The sequence below is a fragment of the Bacillus sp. AFS053548 genome, assembly GCF_002575105.1.
Lineage (GTDB): Bacteria > Bacillota > Bacilli > Bacillales > Bacillaceae_G > Gottfriedia.
Genome location: NZ_NUHI01000083.1, coordinates 37683 through 56022, shown reverse-complemented (window position 1 = coordinate 56022; position 18340 = coordinate 37683). Strand labels below are relative to the sequence as shown.

Below are 18340 nucleotides of genomic sequence, written 5' to 3'. Positions count from 1 at the left end.
ATTTTATGTAAAAAAAGAGTGAGAGTATTGGAATATAGTATTATCCTTATTTTTCTGATTGCAGGTTTTTTCGGGTTTAACTGGCTAATGGGTTATCGTAATCAAAATATTACATTAGATTTAGATGAGCGTTATTTAAATCTAAATGAATATGCGAAGGCTGTGAAGGCTGAATTAGAAAGCCAAGGTAAAACAGTTGATTACAGAGGAAATAGACTTTTTATAATAAATGGTAAACAATATCATCTAATTGAACGAAATGTATCAATGAGTGGTGTGCCGTTACAACATACGAACCTTCATAATGTATAATGAAAAACCCCCTTCTTCATCTTAATGAAGAAAGGGGTTTTTATTTGGTATTTATTCCCAACTCAAATTATATTCTTCTTTCAACATGCTATATTGATACATATCACGATGAGCGCCTTTGAAAAACTCGTGCTTGCGCAATATACCATCTAAATGAAAGCCTAATTTTGTAAGGAAATTTTGTGAAGCGATATTATATTCGTATACTTCACCATATATTTTTATGAGTTTTAATTCATTAAAAGCATAATTTAGTAGATAGTTTAAAGCAAATGAACCAATTCCTTTATTTTGCATTGATTGATCTCCAATTACGATTCCAAAAGCGGCATGATTATTCTCTTGATCAAGATTTCCTAATTCAATTCTTCCAACACAAATACTATTGTATTCGATTGTGTACAAGTGGAGATTAGGTTTAAGTCCGTCAAAATATTTTTCATAGCCTTGTACCAATTCATCTAAAGAACGTGGTTTTTCTATTCCTACAAGCTTACCAATCTCATTATCACATTCCCATGTATGCATAATAGGGATGTCTGACGGAAGTACTTGTCGAATATTTATTAATCCGTCTTGATTCATATTATAGGATGATTAATTCTTTAGGGAACTTCGTTAATGTCATTGCACCTGTTTCTGTAATAACGATATCATCTTCAATACGAACTCCACCAACATTTGGTACATAGATTCCTGGCTCAATTGTATATGACATGCCGGTTTTAATAATACCAGTATTTGAATCATTTACTGATGGGTAATCGTGGATACCAATACCTAATCCGTGACCAATTCGGTGAACGAAATATTCGCCATACCCAGCGTCTGTGATAATTTGACGAGCAGCGCGATCAACATTTCCTAATACCTCGCCTGGTTTACTCACTTCGATTGCAGCAAGTTGACCTTTTAAAACGGTTTCATAAATTTCTCGTTGTTGCTCATTTGGTTGACCAAACATTACTGTACGAGTAATATCTGAGCAATATCCATCAACGATAAAACCTAAGTCCATAAGTATGAAATCACCTTTTTTAATTGGGTTTGTACCTGGATTTCCGTGTGGTAACGCTGAGTTTGCACCAGTTAAAATTAAAGTGCTAAATGAAGTTTTAGAAATACCTTTTTTCTTCATCTCGTATTCCATTTCAGCAATTAAATCCATTTCTGTTTTGCCTTCAGCAATACGATCAACAATAATTTGGCAAGCCGTGTCAGCAGCTTCAGCAGCAACCTGCATACGACGAATTTCTTCACTATCTTTAATTAAACGTAAGTCATGTAATTTCTCCTCAGCTGCAAGGAATTGTACGCCAGGGAAAAGTTGTACTAATCTTTCATAGCGGCCAACAAGAAGATGTTCTTTTTCGATCGCCATACGATTAACTGTAATATTACGTTTTGCTAATGATTCTTGTATCATTGCCCAAGGATCTTGACTATCATTAAAGCCTATTACGTCATATTTCCAGCCAGCATTTTGTACATGTCCAACTTCCATTTGTGGACATACAAGGATTGGCTCATCATTTGGAAATACAAGACAAGCTAAAAGACGCTCATGTGGATTACAATGGAAATTAGTTAAATAAAATACGTTCTCAGTAGATGTAATAAATCCTAGTTGAATATCTTGCTCTTTTAACCAAGTTGATAGATTTTGTATACGGTGTTCCATTTGTAACATCCTTTCTTAAAAAACAAATTACTGCAATAAACAAAAAAGCCTTTACAGTTTATAACACTCTTATTTTATCATTTTTTATCGAATTACGTAAAATAGTTAACTTATTTCTTATTTTTGTAATAGAAAATAATCTGTTAAAATGTGGTAGAGACTAATTTTATAATAAAGGAGCGACTTCATTTGAAAATTACATATTTTGGGCACAGTGTTATTTTAGTAGAACACGGTCAAGATTCAATTATTATTGACCCATTTATTAACGGTAATCCACATACTAATGTGAAAGTAGAAAATATTAAAGTGAATTATATTTATGTAACACATGGTCATGGCGATCATTTAGGTGACACGGTTGAACTAGCAAAACGAAATGATGCAACTGTTATTGCTCCTGTGGAATTAGCAACTTGGATCTCGTGGCAAGGTGTCAAAGTTGTCCCTATGCATATCGGGGGAGAAAAAGAGTTTTCATTTGGTAAATTAAAATTAGTAGAAGCAATCCATGGTTCAAGTATTGTTGATGAAGAAAATAAACAAATTATTAATGTAGGACCACCATCAGGCGTTTTATTAAAAATAGCTGGTAAAACAATTTATCATGCTGGTGATACTGCATTATACAGAGGTATGAAAACATTAGGTGAGTATGAAAATATCGATATAGCATATTTACCAATTGGTAATCATTTTACAATGGGAATCGACGATGCAGTAATTGCTTCTGAATGGATTAACGCACAGCAAGTAATTCCGATGCATTATAATACATTTCCACCAATCCAAGTAGACCCAAATGAGTTCCTTTCAAAATTACCAAAGAAAAATGGTTTCATTCATGAGCCAAATACAACAATTTCACTATTGTAGTATAGGCCATCGAAGAAAATATTAGTACAGTATTAGAAGCACGTTGAAACGTGCTTTTTTTCATGGTATGAATTGTTATATAATAGTTAATAAAAATATTAATACAACCATTGAAAGCTTGGTGAGGTAAGTGACTACAAAGCACGATCAAATACTAGAACATATTGAACAACTACCGGTAGGTCATAAAATATCAGTAAGACAAATTGCGAAAGATTTAAGTGTAAGTGAAGGTACTGCATATAGAGCAATTAAAGATGCGGAAAACAAAGGGTTTGTTAGTACCATTGAACGTGTAGGTACGATTCGTATTGAAACGAAAAGAAAAGAAAATATTGAAAAATTAACTTTTGCCGAAGTTGTTAATATTGTTGATGGACAAGTTTTAGGTGGTAAAGAAGGATTACATAAAACACTTAATAAGTTTGTTATTGGTGCAATGCAGCTTGATGCGATGATGAGATATATTAGTGCAAATAATTTATTAATCGTCGGAAACCGAGTGAAAGCGCATGAATTAGCATTAAAAGAAGGATCAGCGGTTTTAGTAACAGGTGGATTTGATACAGATGAAAGTGTAAAACGACTTGCGGATGAAATGAAAATGCCAATTATTTCTTCGAGTTATGATACGTTTACTGTTGCGACGTTAATTAATAGAGCAATTTATGATCAGTTAATTAAGAAAGATATAGTACTAGTTGAGGATATACTCATTCCAACTGAAAAAACAGCTACACTATCTCCATTTGATGAAGTTGAAAAGTGGTATGAACATAACAGAGATACAGGTCATGGAAGATATCCTGTAATTGATGATCGAGGTAAGCTAATAGGAATTGTAACTTCAAAGGATATTATACATGAACAACGTACTCAGAGAATTGATAAAGTAATGACTAGACAACCAATAAGTGTAAATGAAAAAATGTCGGTTGCGGCAGCTGCTAGAATGATGGTTTGGGAAGGCATAGAGTTGCTACCAGTTGTAAATACATCGAATAACTTAATCGGTATTATTAGTCGTCAAGATGTACTTGAAGCATTACAGCAATTGCAACGACAACCTCAAGTGGGAGAAACAATTGATGATATAGTTACTAGTCAATTTCATAATAATAAAGATCAAAAAAATGATGACTTTACGATTAGATGTAATGTAACTCCTCAAATGACGAATGTAATTGGTACTCTTTCACATGGCGTATTTACAACGATTGTAACCGAGGCAGGTAAACGAGCAGTTCGTGATATGAAAAAAGGGGATTTAATCGTAGAAAATATTACAATTTACTTCGTACAACCAGTTCAAATTGATGATGTAATTGAAATTAAACCAAAAGTTTTAGAATTAGGTCGTAAGTTTGGAAAAGTTGATGTTGAAGTATTTCAACAAGGAATATTAGTAGGTAAAGCATTAATGATGATGCAGTTATTAGATCGATGAAAAATGGAAGCCCTAATAGGCTTCCATTTTTTAAAGTGTTGAATTAAAGCATTGTCAATATTAAAAATGGATCACTAAGATTTATTGATAAAGTAATGATCTTCGTTGGTATGGGGTTATTTATGTTTATGTTTCGATAAGATTTTGATAAAAAGTATAAACCGTTATTTTGAATATGAATTGAGAAGATTTAATTTTTGTTTTTGATTTTTAATGTAATTTCATCTATTTTTATAATTCTTCTCCTCTTTTTCTTCATGATTCATGGACTTTTGTTTAGCTTCTTGATTTTGATTGAGGTTATGATTTTTTTTTATGAGTACTTCCTCAAAAAGCTTATTCTAAAGTTTTTAAAGATAAACTTTTTTAGATGAGTAAGTTGATTGGAACGAAAGGGTGCTCGACTCCTATGGGATTAGCGGGAAGGCTGAGACCCCGCAGGCATGCCGAGGAGGCTAGAGAATCTCGCCCCATGGAAAGCGAGCACCCTGTAGTGGAAATCAACAAGACATTACTTATTTAAATGACAACTTCTTTTTTTTACATCACAATAATGGGAGTCCTATTTAGGCTTCCATTAATATTTAATTATAAAAAAGTAGGGATAAAAAAAAGCAGGAAACCATTCCCTGCCTTTGAAGTTTATGAAAAAATCATCCCGTATTTTTAATTCGAAAGTAGTTTATTAACTCGATTAACAAATTCATTATTTTCGTTTCTAGTATCAAAATCTTTTGCTAAGTCATATACAATTTTCTCTAATTTCTCTAAGTCATAAATAAATTCATCTTCATTTATTTTCAATTTTTTCGCCATAAATAATGCTGCTAGCCAAAACTCGAATTTATATGATAGATTCGAAAGATTATCACATAAATCAACATGTTTATAGAACAATTCAATTGCTCTTTCAGGATCACAAAAAGTTAAAAAAATCATTTGCTCACTTAGTTCAGGAATGTATTTTGTGCGATTGTATGTTACAAAATAAGCTTTTTGTTGAATAATTAATGCTTCATCTATTTTGCTTTCTTCTAATAAAGGGAGCAGTAATTTTGAGTAGGATTTGTGAATCGCTTCGTCACAATCAACTGAGCTATTCATTATTTTATTTTGCAAATTTAACGCTTCTTGAAGATGATCAGTTTTTAGTAAATAAATCATTTCACCATACATTTCACATTTTTCACAATTACTTAAATGATCCCTTGGAGATTTTTTATATAGTTGATAGTTTTGTTTTGCGTAATCAATTTGATTTAAATATAAGTTCATTATAAATAGAGCTTGAAAATAAGGTCTTAAAGAATAGTTAGCAATCACTAAACGATTCTTAAAATCCTCGAAATAATGGTGAATTTCTTCTAACGAGAATCTCAGGGACTGAGGTATTATTTCTAACAACCACTTGTACAGCCATAGGATTTGCTCTTGCTCGATACGTTCCTCGTTTTGATCATATAAATCTACGCACCACAAAAAAGTATCAATAAATAAGTCTATTTCACCAATAGAAAAAGCAGTTTCTGCTAATTCCATATTAACGTAATATAGATATCCCCATTCCTCTTGATTCTCTAATTCTTCTGCAAAAGTAAGTAGTTTTTGAAGTTTAATACTAGAATGTGATAATTCTACTAGTTCATCAAATTTTGATGAAAATAGTTCTTCAGTTATCATGTAAGTTTTCTCACTTTCTAGATTACTATAAGATTAAACAGTTTGTTTATTTTCAATTGCTTTATAATGCTTATTCTGTAAGTATCCACGATATAGATTTGCCACACCAAATAGAATGAAAATAATACCGACACAAATTGTTATTAATTCAAGCTTTGCTACAATTTGATTTATACCGTAAAGCAATAGGAATAATCCAAAAGTTAATCTTGCACGCGATCCTGCAATTTTTTTTGTTAATAGTTCGCTTGTAAAGAAAAATTTGGTAACGTAAAATAAGAAGAATAGAAAAGATATAATTACGATTGTTGCAATGCTATTCACTTAGCTTCCACCTTTCAATGACTAATACATAATTCTATTTTACAGTCATAGAAACTATATTTCAAAAGTTTTCATATAAAGGAGAGTTTAATGTTGAAGGAACAAATTTTAAAAGATATACATTCGTTTGATACGATAATAATTCATCGTCATGTTCGCCCAGATCCAGATGCAATTGGTTCACAATGCGGTTTAGCAGAGATGATTAAAGCAAGTTATCCTGTAAAAAAAGTATTTGTAGTAGGACATTTGCCACAATCTCTAGAGTATTTATATAAAATGGATGAAATTGAAGATGAAGTATATAAAGATGCACTTGTCATTGTTTGTGACACTGCCAATACTGAACGAGTAGATGACACGAGATATTCAACTGGAAAGAAACTGATTAAAATTGACCATCATCCGAACGTAGATCCATATGGTGACATTATGCATGTAGATACTACTGCGAGTTCAACAAGTGAGCTAATTTTTGAACTGGCAGAGAGTAGTAATGAACAATTAGTCGTAACTGACAAAGCTGCGAGACTAATTTATGCGGGTATTATTGGAGATACAGGAAGATTCTTATTTCCAAGTACAACAGAAAGAACTTTTCATGCAGCTAGTAATTTGATAAAAAAGGATTTTTCTATTAATGAAATATATGACAATATGTATGAAACATCAATTGAGATGGCTCATTTAAATGGATATGTTCTTCAAAATTTTAAACTAACAGAAGAGGGAGTCGGTCATATAAACATGACAAAGGCTCTAATGGATGAATACAATGTAAACTCTGAACAAGCTTCATTGGCTGTAAGTTCACTTGGACATATAAAAGGGGTAAAAGCTTGGGGTATCTTTTTAGAAGAAGAGGATTTAATTCGAGTACGTCTTCGTTCAAAAGGACCAGTTATAAATGGAGTAGCTGCTATGTTTAACGGTGGTGGACATCCGCTTGCATCTGGAGCGAAAGTCTTCTCATGGGAAGAAGCAGAAAAAGTAGTGGAAGAATTAAAAAAGGTTTGTAGGGAAGAAAAATAAAGTTTAAAAATAAATTTGAGAGGCTAATCGTAAATTCTAGCCTCTCATTTATTTTGTGCTTTTTATTTTTAATGTGATTTCTAATACGGTGTCAAAGAAGATTGTATCTATTTCAAGTTTAAATCGCCGATCATCTTTAATATAAACTTTGTTTTCGATTGCACGTCTTAATAATTCCCGATTTTGAGAAACGCTTTTTATATCTTGAGTAAGTAAATTACTTAGGTCATCCTTAACATCAGAAACAAGTTGAAGATTCGTAAATTCATTTAGATTGTATTGTTTGTAATTTAGTATTGTCACTTTGATTTCTTGAACTGTTAAATTTCGTTTCTTTTCCTTGTTCATTCGCTCCATATTTTCAAAAAATATATTTTTATCCCTTAAATATGCTTTATTGAGCATTTTCAATTCAGATATTTGTTTTACTTGCTCTTCTTCTGTCACACCATAAAAATAAATAAAGACAAGCCAACTAATGATAAACCCGAAAAAAATGCCTACAAAAAATTTTGCCCAAGCGTGGGAGAGTTGTTCTGGAGGAGCTTTCATTAAACATGTTCTCCTGTAAACCATTGGATAATGATTGTACCTGTATGAGTTCCTCCCATGGCGGCTATAATCATGAAAATTTGCTTAATGAATTCGATTGTTTCTCCTTCAAATAATCCTTTTTCAAAACTATAAAATGTATCAAATGTTCCGCCAATCGCTCCAACAATTGCCCAAATTCGTAACTTCATTGATAAATCATACATGCTGCTAAGTGGTGGCTGTCCAATAACGTAGTAACCGATTGAACCAATGATCGATCCACCTATTATGATTCCTAATGAAATAAAATACATTGAAATTAATGCTGGTATAAATGGCAACTTAAGCTCCAATTCTCCTCACTCCCTCAATTAATATATATGGACAAAGTGTTATGTGTATGATGAGTATTAAAGTAAGTTTAAAATAAAAGATTTGTTTTAATTATCACGAACAAAAAATAGAATGTAAGTTCGTATTTTGTGATAGAATAGATTATATTGAAAAGATGGTAAGGAGGAATGTAGATGAGTTTTGTTCATTTGCAAGTTCAAAGTTCTTATAGTTTATTGCAAAGCGCATGTAAAATAGATGAATTAATTAATGCTGCTGTTAGAGAAGGACATCCTGCGCTTGCTATTGCAGATGAAAATGTCATGTACGGGGTAATTCCTTTTTATCATGCGTGTAAAAAAGCAGGGATTAAGCCAATTATTGGTGTGAAACTCTCCATTTTAATGGATGAACAGCAGTCTTATCCGATGATTTTACTAGCGAAAGATTTGACTGGTTATCAAAACCTTTTAAAACTTACAAGTATTATAGGGACAAAATCACCAGAAGGAATTCCTAAAAAGTGGTTGTCGGCATATAGTAACGGCGTGATTGCAATGACGCCAGGAATCGAGGGAGAAATTGAAAACTTACTTTTGAATGGAGAAATTGAAAGAGCTATTGTTCATTTAAAAGAGTATCAATCAATTTTTGATCACTTTTTTGTCAGTATTCAAGATCACGGTTTAGCTGAAGATTGTTCTCTATATCCATTAATTAAACAAGTACAAAAAGAAACAAACATCAGTCTAGTTGTTACAAATGATGTTCGATATATTGAAAAAGAGGATGCACTTATTCAAGATGCATTATTTTCAGTTAAAAATGGTACTAAGTTATCGGACGAATCAAGACCAAGATTACATTCGAACGAATATTATTATAAATCAAAAGCCGAATTATTGAAGTTGTTTTCTGACGAAGAAGAAGCATTTCAAAACACTATACATATTTCAGATAGTTGTAATGTAACGATTCCTTTTCATCAGCCCTTATTGCCTAAGTATCCAGTACCTGATGAATATTCAACAGTGGAATATTTAAAAATGGTTTGTGAAAATGGCATGATTGAGCGGTACGGGGAAATAAATGATGAACTTAAACAAAGATTAGAATTTGAATTAAATACAATCAATAAGATGGGATTTAATGATTACTTCCTCATTGTATGGGACTTTATTAAATATGCACTTGAACAAGGGATATTTGTTGGTCCAGGACGTGGTTCCGCCGCGGGATCTTTAGTGGCTTACGTATTAAAAATTACGAATGTAGACCCAATACATTATAATTTACTATTTGAACGTTTTTTAAATGAAGAAAGAATTACAATGCCAGATATTGATATTGACTTTCCAGATCATCGACGAGATGAAATGATTGAATATGTCGCTTCAAAATATGGTGATGTGCATGTTGCCCAAATTATTACATTCGGAACATTAGGAGCAAAAGCAGCCATTCGAGATATTGCTAGGGTAATGGGACTTACACCAACTGAAATAGATCGGTATTCGAAGCTAATTCCATCATCACTAGGAAACTCATTAAAAGATGTTTATGAGCAATCAAAAGCATTTAAAAGTCATGTTGAACATTCTGGTATTCATAAACGAATATTTGAGGTAGCCTGCCAAGTTGAAGGATTACCTCGCCATACAAGCATTCATGCAGCAGGTGTTATTATTTCTGAACTTCCGTTAACAAATGTTGTCCCGTTACAAGAAGGGAATCATGGAGTGTTTTTAACACAATATCCTGCAGAAATCCTTGAAGAGCTTGGATTAGTAAAGATGGACTTCCTTGGCCTACGTAACTTAAGTTTATTGGAAGAGGTCTGTCGATTAATTTATGAAGCAAAAGGCGAAGTAATTAATTTGGAAGAAATTCCGTTAAAAGATCTAAAAACATTTGAAATTCTTAGTAAAGGAGATACCTCAGGCGTATTTCAGCTAGAATCATCAGGGATGAGAAGGGTATTACAGCAATTACAGCCTAATCAGTTTGAAGATATAGTGGCTGTAAACGCGTTATATCGTCCGGGTCCAATGGAGCAAATCCCTAGATTTATTCAATATAAACATGGATTGGAAAAGGTAACGTATCCTCATCCAGTTTTAGAAAAAATATTAAAACCAACATATGGAGTAATTATATATCAAGAGCAAATCATGCAAATTGCTTCAACTCTTTCAGGGTTTACTTTAAGTGAAGCAGATTTACTTCGAAGAGCTGTAAGTAAAAAGAAGAAGGAAGTTTTAGACGAAGAAAGAATTCATTTTGTAGAAGGTGCAATAGCTAAAGGCTATGATGAACAAGTTGCAAATGAAGTATACGATTTAATTGTCCAATTTGCTAACTATGGATTTAATAGGAGTCATGCTGTTGCGTATAGTATGATCGCGTATCAACTAGCCTATTTAAAGGCAAATTTTCCTCTTGAATTTTATGCAGCACTTTTATCGAGTTTTATAGGAAGTGAAGAGAAAGTATCGAATTATATTGGGGAAGCAAAATTGAAAGGGATCCCAATCTATCCACCTTCAATAAATAAAAGTCAATATGCATTTGTAGTTGAAGGAAATGGAATTCGATATAGCTTATTAGCTATTAAAAATATAGGAATGGCAACTGTGAGAGAAATTCTACAAAAGCGGCCATATAAAGATTTTTTTGAAGTGTGCATTAAAATTTCACCAAAAGCATTAAACCGAAAAAGTATAGAAAATTTAATTTTTTCGGGATGCTTTGATGAGTTTGAGCTCGACCGTGCAACACTATTAGCAAATATTGATATGATTTTTGATTATGTGGATATAGTAAGACCTGAAAATGAAGATCAATTTGATTTATTTCTTGATGAAGATTTTGTGCCTAAACCAGAAATTATTAAAGTTGAGCCAATGAAAATTTCAATTAAGCTTGAACTTGAAAAACAGGCTTTAGGTACTTATTTATCAGGTCATCCGATTAGTCAATACGAGAAGCTGCTTAAAGAAAGTGATGCCGGGACTATTTCATCAATTATGATGAAGAAAGATACAGAGCATCTACTGTTTGTCTATATTAAGGATTTAAGGATTACAAAAACAAAAAAACAACAGCATATGGCTTTTTTACAAGTTGAAGATTTAAGTACTTCAATTGATGCTGTTATATTTCCGACTACTTTTGAAAAATACCGTCATAAATTAAAAGAAAAAGAAGTAGTTGTAGTTAAAGCAAAAGTTGATGAACGGGATGAAAGAAAACAATTAATAATAAATGAAGTCCTTACAATCGAAGAAATGGAAGAAATAAACGATCAAAAGAAGTATACTTTATTTATTAAAATTACGGGACATACTAATAAAAATATTTCCTACACAATACAGCAAACGCTCTCTAAGTTTAAAGGGCATGCGAAAGTTGTGCTTTACTATGAAGAAGATAAAAAAGCTGTTCAATTATCTGAACACTATTATGTGAATCCTTCTGTGAATTGTCTTTCGATGTTAAGAAATATTGTAGGAGATGAAAATGTTGTATTAAAGAAATAGACATTCTTCTCTAAACTATTTATTATTAACATACATGTGATATCATACAAAAAGAAAATTTTACCTTTTAAAGAGAAAATCACTAAGAAATATACAGTTGAAAAGTCAACTCGTCAACATTAGGGAGAGTGAATAGTTTGTCATTATTAAGTGAAGAAGCATTACATATGCATAGAGTACATCAAGGTAAATTAGAAACAGTTTCTAAGGTGCCAGTTACAAATGCTAAAGAACTAAGTTTAGCGTACTCACCAGGTGTTGCCGAGCCGTGTAAAGAAATTTACGAAGAAAAAAGCAGAGTGTATGAATACACAATGAAAGGTAATATGGTTGGTGTAGTTTCGGATGGATCTGCCGTTCTTGGACTAGGTAATATTGGACCAGAGGCTGCATTACCTGTAATGGAAGGTAAAGCTGCGTTATTTAAAAGCTTTGCTGGTGTTGATGCATTTCCAATCTGCTTAAATACGCAAGATGTAGAGCAAATCATTCAAACAGTAAAATTGTTAGAACCTACATTTGGTGGAATAAATTTAGAGGATATTGCAGCTCCAAACTGCTTTATAATAGAAGAACGCTTAAAGCGTGAAACAAATATACCAATATTCCATGATGATCAACATGGAACGGCTATCGTTACACTTGCAGGTTTAGTAAATGCTTTAAAAATAGTGAATAAAAATATGGCAGATATTAAAGTGGTTCTAAATGGTGCAGGAGCTGCAGGTATTGCTATATTAAAATTATTGTATCGTTTTGGTGTTCGCCAAATTATTATGTGTGATACAAAAGGTTCGATTTACGAAGGTCGTCCAAATGGTATGAATAGCGTAAAAAATGAAGTTGCAAAATACACAAATAAAGATAAAATACAAGGTAGCCTTAAAGAAGTACTTGAAGGGGCAGACGTATTTATTGGGGTTTCTGTAAAAGGAGCAGTAACTCAAGAAATGGTTCGTTCAATGAATGAAAATCCTATTATTTTTGCAATGGCTAATCCTGACCCAGAAATTATGCCTGAAGATGCAAAAGAAGCAGGAGCTTTAGTAATTGGTACTGGTCGAAGTGATTATCCTAACCAAGTAAATAACGTTCTTGCATTCCCAGGAATTTTCCGTGGAGCATTAGATGTTCGTGCTACTCATATTAATGAAGAGATGAAAATTGCTGCAGTAAATGCAATTGCAAGCTTAGTAAGTGAAGCAGATTTATCTCCAGATTTTATTATTCCAGCACCATTTGATCCTCGAGTGGCTCCAAAAGTAGCTGCTAGTGTGGCAAAAGCTGCAATGGAAACAGGGGTTGCAAGACTGAATGTTGACCCAAAAGAAATCGAAGAAAAAACAAAAAAACTAGCTTTAATTAAATAGTTTTATTACCAGATATCAATATTAATGGGGATAGTATTACAATACTAAAATTAAGTAATGTAGTACTATCCTTTTTTATCTGATATAATACTTAGATGTGGTAAAAAAGCGCAGAAATTGTTGGAAATTAAAGGAATTTCATAAAAAATGACTAAATTAATTTTTTAAGATTTTCTACAAATTTCAAGTTGGTTAAATGGTTGAAATGACGAAATTTAGCTGAATTTTATCGACAAATGTTAACAAAAAGTGTATAACATTTATAGTATCCTATTAGTATTTAGTACTAAAAAAGTTAGGAGGAATTAGGTTGCAAATAAAAGACTTATTTTCCAAAAAGAAAAAATATGCATCTATACCTTCAGAAGTAATGAGACAAGATTTACCTGACGGTGTTATGACAAAATGTCCTAAATGTAAAAAAATTAGTATTACAAAAGAATTAATAAAAAACCTAAAAGTTTGTAATAGTTGTGGATATCACCATCAAATGACAGCATTCGAAAGAATCGAAAGCTTAATTGATGAAGATACTTTTGAAGAGTTTGATCAAAATATGGTTTCTGCAAATCCTTTACACTTCCCTGATTACATAGAAAAGCTTGAAGGGGATCGTAAAAAAACAGAGCTTAACGAGGCTATTGTTACAGGAAAAGGAAAAATCGACGGTATTCCTGTTGTAATTGCAGTTATGGATGCAAGATTCCGAATGGGAAGCATGGGATCTGTTGTCGGAGAGAAAATAACTCGTGCAGTTGAGCGAGCTTCATCTGACGGTTCACCATTTATTATTTTTACTGCATCTGGCGGGGCTCGTATGCAGGAAGGTATTTTAAGTTTAATGCAAATGGCAAAAACTAGTGCTGCGCTTAAAAAGCATAGCGAGCTAGGTTATTTAGCAATTTCAATTATGACAAATCCAACTACAGGTGGAGTATCTGCTAGTTTTGCATCTTTAGGCGATTTTAACTTTGCTGAGCCTGGAGCATTAATTGGTTTTGCTGGTAGACGTATTATTGAGCAAACGATCCGTGAAGAACTACCTGAAGACTTCCAAACTGCAGAATTCCTTTTGAATCATGGTCAACTTGATGCAGTTATTTCACGATTAGAATTACGTTCAAAATTATTTACAATCCTTAACTTACATCAAGGGGGTGTCTTGCAATAGTGGTTATGTTAGAATTCGAAAAACCGATTCATGAACTAAAGACGAAAATAGACGAACTTAAGGTTTATACAAGTCAACATGATGTTGATTTTTCTGAAGAAATCAGACGTTTAGAAGAACGTTTAAAAACCTTAGAAAATGAAATATACGGTAACATGGGAGTTTGGGATCGCGTACAAGTTGCTAGACATCCAGAACGACCAACTACTTTAGATTATGTTAATAGATTATTTACAGATTTCTTTGAGTGTCATGGTGATCGATTATTTGGAGACGATGCTGCAATCGTATCAGGTATCGCATCTTACCGTGGATTACCAGTTACTGTCGTTGGACATCAACGTGGTAAAGATACAAAAGAAAATATTAGACGTAATTTCGGTATGCCACATCCAGAAGGTTACCGAAAAGCACTTCGTTTAATGAAGCAAGCAGAGAAATTTAACAGACCAATTATCGCGTTTATCGATACAAAAGGTGCATATCCTGGTAAGGCAGCTGAAGAGCGTGGACAAAGTGAAGCAATTGCCCGAAATATTTTTGAAATGGCAGGCTTAAAAGTACCTACTATTTGTATTGTAATTGGCGAAGGTGGTAGTGGTGGAGCGTTAGCATTAGGAATTGGTAATAAGTTACTGATGTTAGAAAACTCAACTTACTCTGTTATTTCACCAGAAGGTGCAGCAGCATTATTATGGAAAGATTCTTCACAAGCACGTAGGGCAGCTGAAACAATGAAAATTACGGCTCCAGACTTATTAGAATTAGGTGTAGTTGACCAAATTATTCCTGAAGTAAAAGGTGGAGCACAAAATGATGTTGAACAACAGGCTAAATATATCGACAAGTACTTATACGAAACATTAAAGTCACTGGTAACTATGGATAAGGAAGAGCTAGTTCAACAACGATATGAAAAACACGCAAAGTTAGGGAAAATTTCTTTTAACCAATAATATTTAGTTTAACTTCTAGAGTGTGTGAAACAATATGTTAGCATGCTCTTTTTGTATTTTTTTTATAAAATTAGTAAAAAATAGCAATATGCATAAAGATGTCGTCATACTTTTTAAAAGTGTTTTATTCATTAAAAAAAGTTTATGAAAAAGTTCACATTATTTCTATTGTTTAAAAAGGCATTACATGGTACTTTATTAAAATGAATAAATGCATAAGGTAAAATCATTGAGGTGAATACATAATGAAAAGAATTGGCGTATTAACTAGTGGAGGAGACTCTCCAGGAATGAACGCTGCTGTACGTGCAGTCGTAAGGAAAGCGATTTTCCATGGTCTAGAAGTTTATGGTGTATACCAAGGTTATTCTGGTCTTATTAATGGAAATATTGAGAAGCTTGAGTTGGGTTCTGTTGGTGATATTATTCATCGTGGTGGGACAAAACTACTTAGTGCACGTTGTCCAGAATTTAAAACTTTAGAAGGACAAATGAAAGGGATCGAACAGCTTAAAAAGTTTGGAATTGAAGGATTAGTCGTTATTGGTGGAGATGGGTCATATCAAGGTGCAAAGAAGCTGACTGAACATGGTTATCCTTGCGTTGGTGTTCCAGGTACAATTGATAATGATATTCCAGGTACAGATTTTACAATTGGATTCGATACAGCATTAAATACTGTTATTGATGCGATTGATAAAATTCGTGATACAGCGACATCACATGAGCGTACATATGTAATAGAAGTTATGGGTCGTAATGCAGGTGATATTGCATTATGGGCAGGGTTAGCTGATGGAGCAGAAACGATTTTAATACCTGAATGTGACTATGATATGGATGATATTATTAGTAAATTAAACCGTGGTAGTGAGCGTGGTAAAAAACATAGTATCATTGTAGTTGCAGAAGGCGTCGGAAGTGCAATTGAAATTGGAAAAGTAATACAAGATCGAACTAACTTTGACACGCGTGTAACAGTTTTAGGCCATGTTCAACGTGGTGGTTCACCAAGTGCTGCTGATCGAGTTTTAGCAAGTCGTCTAGGAGCGAGAGCGGTTGAACTACTTATGGAGGGCAAAGGTGGACGTTGTGTTGGAATCCAAAATAATAAGTTAGTTGACCATGACATTATTGAAGCACTATCTAAAAAGCATGAACTTGATCGAGATATGTATCAATTATCTCAAGAACTTTCAATTTAATTAGATAGATTTAATTGGGCAATCGATTTCATAAATTTCGTAATAGTATAGAGTTTTATATAAATTTGGAGGGTAAAAAATGCGTAAAACAAAAATAGTTTGTACGATTGGTCCTGCTAGTGAATCGGTAGATAAATTAGTAGAGTTAATTAATGCAGGAATGAACGTAGCACGTTTAAACTTCTCGCATGGTTCTCACGAAGAGCATGCTGCAAGAATTATAAGTATCCGCGAGGCTTCAAAAAAAACTGGTAGAACTGTAGCGATTCTTTTAGATACAAAAGGTCCAGAAATTCGTACTTTAGATTTTGAAGGTGGCCAAGCAGAATTAAAAACTGGAAATGAAGTTATTATAACTACGGAACCAGTAGTAGGTACAGCAGAAAAATTTGCAGTATCTTACGAAGGATTAATTGACGACGTACATGTTGGTTCTAAAATTCTTATCGATGATGGTTTAATAGGATTAGAAGTAATCGGTATTGAAGGAAATGATATTCGTACTAAAGTGTTAAACAGCGGTTTAGTAAAGAATAAAAAAGGTGTAAACGTACCAAATGTACGTGTAAATTTACCTGGTATTACTGAAAAAGATATAAGCGATATCGAATTTGGTATTGAGCAAAAAGTTGATTTTATTGCTGCATCATTCGTTCGTAAAGCTTCTGATGTATTAGAAATTCGTGAGCTTTTAGGTAAACATGGCGCTGAGTATATTCAAATTATACCGAAAATCGAAAACCAAGAAGGGATCGATAATATCGATGAAATTCTTGAGGTTTCAGATGGTTTAATGGTTGCACGTGGTGATATGGGTGTAGAAATTCCACCAGAAGAGGTACCAATCGTTCAAAAACTATTAATTAAAAAATGTAATAATTTAGGTAAGCCAGTAATTACTGCTACTCAAATGTTAGATTCTATGCAACGTAATCCTCGACCTACTCGAGCAGAGGCAAGTGACGTTGCAAATGCCATTCTTGATGGAACTGATGCAATTATGTTATCAGGAGAAACTGCTGCAGGCTCATATCCAGTCGAATCTGTTTCAATGATGAACTCAATTGCGCTTCGAATTGAAAAAAGCTTACAATACGAAGAATTATTTAAAAAGCGTCAAAGAGAAAATAAAGGAACGATTACAGATGCAATTGGTCAATCGGTTGCAGCAACGGCTTTAAACTTAAAAGTAGCCGCTATTATTGCTCCTACTGAGAGTGGACATACTGCGAAAATGATTTCAAAATATCGTCCAAAAGCTCCTATTTTAGCTATTACATCTGATATTCGTATTTGTCGCCGCCTAACTTTAGTTTGGGGTGTTCAAACTGAGTATAGAGAAAGAGCAAACTCAACTGATGAAATGTTACAACATGCTATGGAAGCGGCTCAAGACGCTAAATTTGTTTCAAATGGTGATACTGTCATTATTACTGCTGGACTACCAGTCGGTGAAACAGGTATGACAAATATGATGAAAATCCATGTAGTAGGTGACGTGATCGCTCAAGGGCAAGGTATTGGTCGCAAAACTGCTGCAGGAAAAGTGGTCATCGCAAAAACAGGTGAAGAAGCTGTATCGAAAGTTACTCCAGGAAGTATTCTTGTAACAAATAGTACAGATCGAGACATGATGCCAGCGATTGAAAGAGCAGCTGCTATTATTACTGAAGAAGGTGGATTAACTAGCCATGCTGCAGTAGTAGGTGTTAGCTTAGGAATTCCAGTAATTGTTGGAGTTGAAAATGCAACGAACATCTTAGTAAACGGTCAAGCTGTTACAGTAGATGCTTCTAGAGGAATAGTTAGTACAGGACATAAAAGCATATTTTAAGATATAATAAAGAGAAGGACAAAGTTTCCTTCTCTTTATTTTTTGA

At 33.2% G+C, this 18340-nt stretch carries 16 protein-coding genes; 10 read left to right on the top strand and 6 right to left on the bottom strand.

The features are described from left to right. Window positions 1-27: 27 nt before the first annotated feature. Complete coding sequence (locus CN946_RS21215; RefSeq protein WP_286134013.1) at window positions 28-312, top strand: hypothetical protein; 285 nt, start codon at window positions 28-30, stop codon at window positions 310-312. Window positions 313-363: 51 nt separating this feature from the next. Here CN946_RS21215 and CN946_RS21210 read toward each other — a convergent pair whose 3' ends face one another. Next, window positions 364-897: a GNAT family N-acetyltransferase gene (locus CN946_RS21210; RefSeq protein ID WP_098862881.1), complete on the bottom strand. Its 534-nt coding sequence runs from the start codon at window positions 895-897 to the stop codon at window positions 364-366. Between the two features lies 1 nt (window position 898). Next, a complete protein-coding gene (locus CN946_RS21205) occupies window positions 899-1993 on the bottom strand; it encodes a M24 family metallopeptidase (protein WP_098862880.1) in 1095 nt (364 codons plus the stop codon). Window positions 1994-2182: 189 nt separating this feature from the next. Between CN946_RS21205 and CN946_RS21200 the strand changes: the two genes are divergently transcribed. Together CN946_RS21200 and CN946_RS21195 are read left to right on the top strand one after the other, a co-directional pair. Further along, window positions 2183-2869 (top strand): metal-dependent hydrolase, encoded by a 687-nt coding sequence (locus CN946_RS21200; RefSeq protein WP_098862879.1) that lies wholly within the window; start codon window positions 2183-2185, stop codon window positions 2867-2869. 130 nt (window positions 2870-2999) lie between these two features. After that, window positions 3000-4316 (top strand): DRTGG domain-containing protein, encoded by a 1317-nt coding sequence (locus CN946_RS21195; RefSeq protein WP_098862878.1) that lies wholly within the window; start codon window positions 3000-3002, stop codon window positions 4314-4316. Between the two features lie 666 nt (window positions 4317-4982). On the opposite strand, the gene CN946_RS21190 is transcribed toward CN946_RS21195, so the two are convergent. Together CN946_RS21190 and CN946_RS21185 are read right to left on the bottom strand one after the other, a co-directional pair. Further along, window positions 4983-5996, bottom strand: coding sequence for a hypothetical protein (locus tag CN946_RS21190; protein WP_098862877.1), 1014 nt, complete (start codon window positions 5994-5996; stop codon window positions 4983-4985). A 33-nt stretch (window positions 5997-6029) separates the two neighbouring features. Beyond that, window positions 6030-6320: a YtpI family protein gene (locus CN946_RS21185; RefSeq protein ID WP_098862876.1), complete on the bottom strand. Its 291-nt coding sequence runs from the start codon at window positions 6318-6320 to the stop codon at window positions 6030-6032. Between the two features lie 93 nt (window positions 6321-6413). On the opposite strand from CN946_RS21185, the gene CN946_RS21180 reads away from it, so the two are divergent. Continuing rightward, complete coding sequence (locus tag CN946_RS21180; RefSeq protein WP_098862909.1) at window positions 6414-7352, top strand: DHH family phosphoesterase; 939 nt, start codon at window positions 6414-6416, stop codon at window positions 7350-7352. Window positions 7353-7400: 48 nt separating this feature from the next. Here the strand turns inward: CN946_RS21180 and ytrI are convergent, their stop codons facing one another. Together ytrI and ytrH are read right to left on the bottom strand one after the other, a co-directional pair. Continuing rightward, window positions 7401-7904, bottom strand: a complete 504-nt coding sequence (ytrI, locus tag CN946_RS21175; protein WP_098862875.1) for a sporulation membrane protein YtrI — start codon at window positions 7902-7904, stop codon at window positions 7401-7403. Further along, a complete protein-coding gene (ytrH, locus tag CN946_RS21170; RefSeq protein ID WP_056472224.1) occupies window positions 7904-8239 on the bottom strand; it encodes a sporulation membrane protein YtrH in 336 nt (111 codons plus the stop codon). Before ytrH ends, ytrI begins: the two co-directional genes overlap by 1 nt. A 174-nt stretch (window positions 8240-8413) precedes the next feature. Between ytrH and dnaE the strand changes: the two genes are divergently transcribed. The 6 genes from dnaE (at window position 8414) to pyk (ending at window position 18294) form a co-directional block, all read left to right on the top strand. After that, the gene (gene dnaE, locus CN946_RS21165; protein WP_098862874.1) at window positions 8414-11758 is read left to right on the top strand and encodes a DNA polymerase III subunit alpha; all 3345 of its coding nucleotides are present in this window, start codon (window positions 8414-8416) and stop codon (window positions 11756-11758) included. 167 nt (window positions 11759-11925) lie between these two features. Further along, window positions 11926-13128: an NADP-dependent malic enzyme gene (ystJ, locus tag CN946_RS21160; RefSeq protein ID WP_175403520.1), complete on the top strand. Its 1203-nt coding sequence runs from the start codon at window positions 11926-11928 to the stop codon at window positions 13126-13128. Window positions 13129-13498: 370 nt separating this feature from the next. Then, window positions 13499-14299, top strand: coding sequence for an acetyl-CoA carboxylase, carboxyltransferase subunit beta (gene accD, locus CN946_RS21155; protein ID WP_098232217.1), 801 nt, complete (start codon window positions 13499-13501; stop codon window positions 14297-14299). Continuing rightward, window positions 14299-15255 carry an acetyl-CoA carboxylase carboxyl transferase subunit alpha gene (accA, locus tag CN946_RS21150; protein ID WP_483295413.1) on the top strand — a complete coding sequence of 319 codons (957 nt, stop codon included), beginning with the start codon at window positions 14299-14301 and terminating at the stop codon, window positions 15253-15255. The genes accD and accA overlap by 1 nt, the downstream gene beginning before the upstream one ends. A 245-nt stretch (window positions 15256-15500) precedes the next feature. Next, window positions 15501-16460 (top strand): 6-phosphofructokinase, encoded by a 960-nt coding sequence (pfkA, locus tag CN946_RS21145; protein WP_098426570.1) that lies wholly within the window; start codon window positions 15501-15503, stop codon window positions 16458-16460. 79 nt (window positions 16461-16539) lie between these two features. Next, complete coding sequence (gene pyk / locus CN946_RS21140) at window positions 16540-18294, top strand: pyruvate kinase (protein ID WP_098862873.1); 1755 nt, start codon at window positions 16540-16542, stop codon at window positions 18292-18294. Window positions 18295-18340 lie beyond the last annotated feature (46 nt).